This is a genomic window from Candidatus Dadabacteria bacterium, from assembly GCA_026706695.1.
Classification (GTDB): domain Bacteria; phylum Desulfobacterota_D; class UBA1144; order Nemesobacterales; family Nemesobacteraceae; genus Nemesobacter.
This window is the reverse complement of record JAPOYE010000013.1, coordinates 21,443-27,442: the sequence shown is the minus strand read 5'-3', so window position 1 is coordinate 27,442 and position 6,000 is coordinate 21,443. Positions and strand designations below refer to the sequence as shown.

Annotated in this window: 6 protein-coding genes; all 6 read right to left on the bottom strand. The window is 47.0% G+C overall.

The annotated features are described in order from the left end of the window. Nucleotides 1–208: 208 nt before the first annotated feature. Nucleotides 209–463 carry a hypothetical protein gene (locus OXG10_00960; protein MCY3825943.1) on the bottom strand — a complete coding sequence of 85 codons (255 nt, stop codon included), beginning with the start codon at nucleotides 461–463 and terminating at the stop codon, nucleotides 209–211. A 142-nt stretch (nucleotides 464–605) separates the two neighbouring features. Beyond that, nucleotides 606–1,046 carry a 3-hydroxyacyl-ACP dehydratase FabZ gene (fabZ, locus tag OXG10_00955; GenBank protein ID MCY3825942.1) on the bottom strand — a complete coding sequence of 147 codons (441 nt, stop codon included), beginning with the start codon at nucleotides 1,044–1,046 and terminating at the stop codon, nucleotides 606–608. Continuing rightward, nucleotides 1,047–1,562, bottom strand: a complete 516-nt coding sequence (locus OXG10_00950) for an OmpH family outer membrane protein (GenBank protein ID MCY3825941.1) — start codon at nucleotides 1,560–1,562, stop codon at nucleotides 1,047–1,049. Between the two features lie 37 nt (nucleotides 1,563–1,599). After that, nucleotides 1,600–3,915 carry an outer membrane protein assembly factor BamA gene (gene bamA / locus OXG10_00945; GenBank protein ID MCY3825940.1) on the bottom strand — a complete coding sequence of 772 codons (2,316 nt, stop codon included), beginning with the start codon at nucleotides 3,913–3,915 and terminating at the stop codon, nucleotides 1,600–1,602. Beyond that, on the bottom strand, nucleotides 3,908–4,588 hold the full coding sequence (locus OXG10_00940; protein ID MCY3825939.1) for an ABC transporter ATP-binding protein: 681 nt from the start codon (nucleotides 4,586–4,588) through the stop codon (nucleotides 3,908–3,910). The genes bamA and OXG10_00940 overlap by 8 nt, the downstream gene beginning before the upstream one ends. Then, nucleotides 4,581–5,876 (bottom strand): FtsX-like permease family protein, encoded by a 1,296-nt coding sequence (locus OXG10_00935; protein ID MCY3825938.1) that lies wholly within the window; start codon nucleotides 5,874–5,876, stop codon nucleotides 4,581–4,583. Before OXG10_00935 ends, OXG10_00940 begins: the two co-directional genes overlap by 8 nt. Nucleotides 5,877–6,000: the final 124 nt, after the last annotated feature.

Sequence of the window (6,000 nt, the reverse complement as noted above, 5' to 3'; positions counted from 1 at the left end):
GCTGGCGAAGGGATTCGAACCCCCGACCGGCTGATTACAAATCAGCTGCTCTACCCCTGAGCTACGCCAGCTTTTTATTTTTATGAATTCTGGATTCACTTGTCTGACCAACTTGAAATTGGGTAAAACAACCCTTTCTACAGTAAACAAAATATGATATGGCTATTAACGAAAATGTCAATAACATGAAAACATAATGGAAGTAAATTTAGTGGATGTCCTTGCGCCTGACACCATAATTCAACCAGTGTAGGTTTATCCATGGTAAATAATAATCCCGGACTAATTCATCAACCACACTTGTAGATACTATTAGGCAATTTTTATCTAACTTTATTAAACCCGTAGTCTCTTTTCCACGTGATTTATGCATTATTAATACATGAGTATAATCAGAGGCATCATCAATCGGAGTGACTTCTACAACTCTTGAAGTTAAATCGGAATAATCCGTGGATTTCATGCGGCGTGCCGCATCCCGCATAAAATCTATCACTATCTGGTGAGATTCCGGTTGTTCTCTCACTCCCTGACAAGCATGAGCATTTAAAGCGGCTGAGCAAAAAAACGCTAAAAGAACTAAGATAACCTTACCCATATAGAAGTCATACAAGGCAAGCGGAAATTTCCGCCTCCGCCACCTTCTTTCCGCCAACGGAGGCTTTTGCGGAAAAGAATATTATTCTCGATCGTCTTCTGACGAGCTCAACCTCAAGAACTATCTTGTCGCCCGGAACCACCGGCGCCCTGAACCGGCAACGGTCAAGGCTCATAAGATAGGCGTTTTCAAAACCTTCTTTTTTCAGCTCATCCCTAAAAGAATAGTTGAAGAGAACTCCTCCGGCCTGGCCCAGCGCTTCGGTAATTATCACTCCCGGAACTATAGGATTGCCGGGGAAATGTCCCCTGAAAAAAAATTCTTCCGGAGAAAACAGCTTTTCGGCAGTGATCTTCTTGCCCTTTTCAATTTCCAGAACAGAGTCTACGAACAGGAAAGGTTCTCTGTGAGGAATAAGTTCCTTTACTTCCTCCACTCCTAACTTCATTTACCTGGAAGCGTCGTAAGCCGATATGACTTTCTGAGTTATGTCCGAGGATGGATTGACGTATAGAATGCCCGCTCCCGTCTTTGAAAAAATAATGTCAAATCCTTCCTGCTTGCCTATCTTTTTAGCTATAGCCTGTATTTCTATAATAAAATTCTGTTCCAACTCAAGTTGCTTTCTACGAAGTTCAAGTCGCATGTCTTCTATTGTCCTGTTCAGGTCCTTCTGCTTTTTTTCTATGATTTCCGCAAGGTTTCTTCTCTTGCTTCCGCTCATCATCTCTCCGTTTTGTATCAGATCCTGCCTCATATCTTCAAGGGCCTTTGTTTTCTGTTCTATCACGGTTTTTTTTGCTTCTTCTTCTTTCCGGAGCAAAGCCATGTCTGCCTTTGCAGGCTTTGACTCGCTGAGAACTAATTGAAGATCTACATAAGCTATTTTCTGCTGAGCGTAAGCAGAGAAAGAGAATGCAAAAAACATGAAAAATCCAATAGCAAGCAATAAACATTTTTTCATTTAATCCAATGCCTCCTTAAAGAAATAGACTGCCTGATCAGAACAAATTGCCAACCGTAAACTGTACTTCATACTTCTCCTCATCCCGAAGCCTGTCGCCTATCGGGAAGCCTATATCAAGCTTCATTGGTCCCAAGGGAGATATCCACCTGAGACCGAAACCGGCATCCTTCCTGAGGTCCGAAGGATTGAAGCTGAATTCACCTTTATCAAAAGAATTGCCTATATCAAAAAAGGCTACGGCCTTAAGCCCGACAGTCTTGCTTAAGGGAACAACAAAGTCAATAGACCCCAGAACCTGGGAAACACCTCCGATTATTACATAACCTCCAGTGTCGGTCGGCCTTCTGGGACCCACTCTCCTGTAGCGGAAGCCTCTCAGTGTGTTGGGACCGCCGAGAAAAAATCTCTCCTCAACAACAAGATCATCGCCGGCATCTATGAGATGCAGGAGCCCGTAATTCGCCTTTGTGGCAAAATACGTGTCTTTCCAGAACGGAATCCAGGACTTGGCCGTGGCGTTATATTTTATAAAGTCGGTGTTGCCCGCAAAAAGCCCGGCGTACTCAACCGCCGTACTCAGAAGGAAACCCTTTGTGGGATCAAGATAGTTGTTTCTTTTATCCCAGGACACCCCCACTCCGGTGGAAACCACGGTTCTCTCGGTTTCAGAGAGGACAAACAGCGCGTCTCCCCGGACATTGTGCACGTCCTGCTTTGAGAATTCCTGGAAGACCCGCACCTGGAAATATCTCTTTATTCTTCTTCCCACTCCCACGGAGATACCCTTGGCCGCCCTCTCAAAATCCCTGTAATCCCTGTCATGTGTATACATACTGATATCCAGAAGCCAGTTGGTGCCGAGAAAATAAGGGTCCTGATAGTTGAGACTGAGAACCTTGGTCACGCCGCCGACCTGCGCATCAAGGGAAAGGGTCTTTCCGTACCCGAAAAGATTGGACTCCTGTATCTGGCCCGCGAAAAGGAAATTCTCAACGGAACTCACTCCGCCGCCGAGGCTGAAAAATCCGGTCGGACGCTCCTCAACCTTTATGTCGACATCCAGAAGATCGTCCGTTCCCTCAACCCTGTGGGTCAGCACCTCAACGTTGTCCTCAAAGTAACCGAGGCGAGCGGTCTCATAGCGCGCCGCTCTCAGTTTTGAAACGCTGTACAGGCTCTGTTCCTCAAGTGAAAGTTCTCTTCTTACAACCTGGTCTCTCGTTCTGGTGTTGTCCAGAATATTTATGTTTCTTATGTATACTTCCTCGCCTTTTTCAATCGAGTAATCAATGCTGACGAAGCTGTTTTCCTTGTCGAGGCGCACATCCGGGGTCACGTTCGCAAAGGCATATCCCTTGTCCCCGTAAAAATCGGTTATTTTCCCGATGTCGGACTGAAGCGTGAAGCTGCTGAAAACGGAGTCGGGAGAAAGTCCGAGATCAGGGCGTATTTCGTCCTGCTCCTCGGCAAGTTCCCCGGAGAACGTTATCACGGACACCTTGTACTGGGACCCCTCCTCTATAGAGAAGCTGACCACGTAGCCGTCTTTTTCCTCATCGTAACGTACCGCAGGTTCAGACACCTTTATGTCAAGATACCCCTTATCTATGTAGACCGCTTTTATCCTGTCAGAATCCCTTTTTATCTCCTCAATCTTGAAAAGACCCCTTTTCGTTATGAAAGAGAAGAAATACTTGGGCTTTGAATAGATATTCTTTTTGATTTTCTTCGTTTCAATCTTGCTGTTTCCGACAAATTCGACCTGCTTTATGTACTTTCTCTCCCCCTCGTCGATTCGGTATACAACATCCACCACGCCATCCCCCCTGGGTTCGATCTCATACTCAATCTCGGTTCCAACCAGACCCTTCTCGGAAGCGAGGGCAAGTATTATTTCCCTGCCTTCCGTTATCTTCCTCAGACTGACGATACGCCCTTCCCTGAATGCCAGCGCCTCCTTTATGTCATCTTCCTTAAGCTTGTCGTTTCCTGAAAGCTTGATATCGGCAAGTATGGGGTTCTCTTCAACGATAAACTCAACCCTGAGACCACCTTCAATTGGCTTGACGTCAACAAGAACCTGCTGGAAGAAATCAAGCTTGTATATTCTCTTCAGGTCCTCTTTTACAGCCTGCGGGGAGTACTTATCGCCTTGCTTGGTCTCTATATTGAGATCTATAAGGGAGGTTTCGGTTCTCCGGTTGCCAGAGACCACCACCTCAGCAACCGTCCCCTTAAAAGACGGAGGATTTTCTATTCCGGCCGGGCGATTCTGGGCCATGGAATCAGAGATTGAGAACGCCGCCAGAAGGAGAAAAACGGCTAGGTACAGTAGGAAACTATTACGCATCGGCAACCATCCCGTCCGATATTTTAACAGTTTTTTTCATTCTCTTCGCAAATTCGTCGTTATGCGTAACCATTACAACCGTAACCCCGTAATCTTCGTTAAGCCTGCAGAACAGATCAAGAACCGAGAATCCCGTTTTTTTGTCAAGATTCCCCGTGGGCTCGTCGGCAAGTATCACTTTCGGCCCTCTGACAATCGATCTGGCGATCGCCACTCTCTGCTGCTCTCCCCCAGAAAGCTCTCCCGGAAGATGGTTGAGACGCTCGGAAAGTCCCACCTTCTCAAGCACATCGCAAGCCTTTTGTCTCGCCACAGCAAGGCTCTGTCTTGCTATAAGACACGGCATCATGACGTTTTCAAGCGCCGTGAATTCTATAAGAAGGTAATGAAATTGAAAAATAAATCCAATTTCCGAGTTTCTGAAAACCGAGAGCTCTTCTTCATCTTGGCTGAAAAGATCCTTCCCCCTGTAGAAAACCGAACCTTCTGTCGGGGGCTCAAGAGTGCCAAGTATGTGAAGAAGGGTGCTTTTCCCCGAACCCGACACTCCCACGACTCCTAGGGTTTCTCCGGCAGAAATATCCATATTCACTCCGCCAAGAGCGCGCACGCTGCTGCCCGACTTATTGAAAACCTTTCCCAGTCCCCTGACCTTGTACAGTATTTCATTCATATCTCAATGACTCCACGGGGTTTTCTCTCGAAGCCCTGTAAGACGGGTACAGAGTCGCAAGAAAACATATAAGCAGGCTTGATGCCGCCACGACGAGAAAATAAACCGGCTCTATCCTAACAGGGAATTCGGAAATAGGATACACGTTGTCATCAAACGGGATCGCTTCCTTTATAAAATTGCTGGTCTCAAGAAAGCGGCAGATCAGGTATCCCAAGAGCGTGCCGAGAAGTGTTCCGGCGGTCCCTATTATCATTCCGTCGTAGACAAATATCCTCCTGATCCCGCTTTTGCGAGCCCCCATGGATATGAGCACCGCTATGTCCCTTTTTTTCTCCATAACGAGCATCGTAAGCGTGCTGACTATATTCAAGGCGGCGACAAGAACTATAAACCCGAGAAATATTCCTATCGCCATTCTCTCAAGGCGAAGCGCCCTGAAAAGGCTTCTGTTTGAGTCCTCCCAGTTCCTCGCGTAGAAAGGAAAGCCGAGAGTTTCGGCTATCTTGTCCCCTGTTTCCCGCGCCTGGTATATGTCTTCCACCCTGATTTCTATGCCAGTTATCTTGCTTCGGGTTTCGAAGAAATTCATGGCATCCTCAAGCGATACGTAGGCGGTAGACGAATCGTATTCAATCATGCCGTAATCAAAAACACCTATTACACCGAATTTTCTTATCTTTGCAGTCGGGCCGAAAGGACCGATCTTCCCGTAGGGGGAAACAAGGTTTACCGTATCCCCGATTGTCGCGCCAATCAGATTTGAAAGTTCCCTGCCTATGATGATCGGAGGATGGCCGGAAGCAGTCTTACGCGAAAGCCCAGAAACAATCCGGACCCCTTCATCAAAGAGGACGTCACGGTTCTTGCCTGCCTCCAGCAAGCTTCCTTTTCCCACCGCTTCAGCCACAGCGGCAACCGAGGCAGAATTGTTTGGGTCTATCCCCCTTATCACGGAACCTGAAACGGCATATTCCGTGACAAGCATGCCGTGATTGTAAATAAAGGGACTTGTCGAGGTTACACCGGGAAAGTGCTCAAGTTTCTTCTCCACTTCCGCAAAATCCTCGAAGTCTCCTTCGTAGCTCATTACGACTACGTGGGAACTCGCACCTATTATCTTGTCCCTGAGTTCATCCTCAAACCCCTTCATGACCGAAAGCACCACGTCAAGCGATGCTACTCCCAAGAGAACGCCCAGAATGGAGATAAGACCGATCAGGGAGAGAAAACCACGCCCAGTTCCCGACTTCAGGTACCTAAGGGAGATTAACGATTCGTAACTCATTATAGAGGGAAGTTGAGAGATTTTTATCTAACGCGATAAAGTAACGGATCCCGTTTTTCCATTATAAACCATGTTGAAGCTCCGCAGAAAACTTCTGCCGATAAGAGCGTAATGTCGTTGGCCT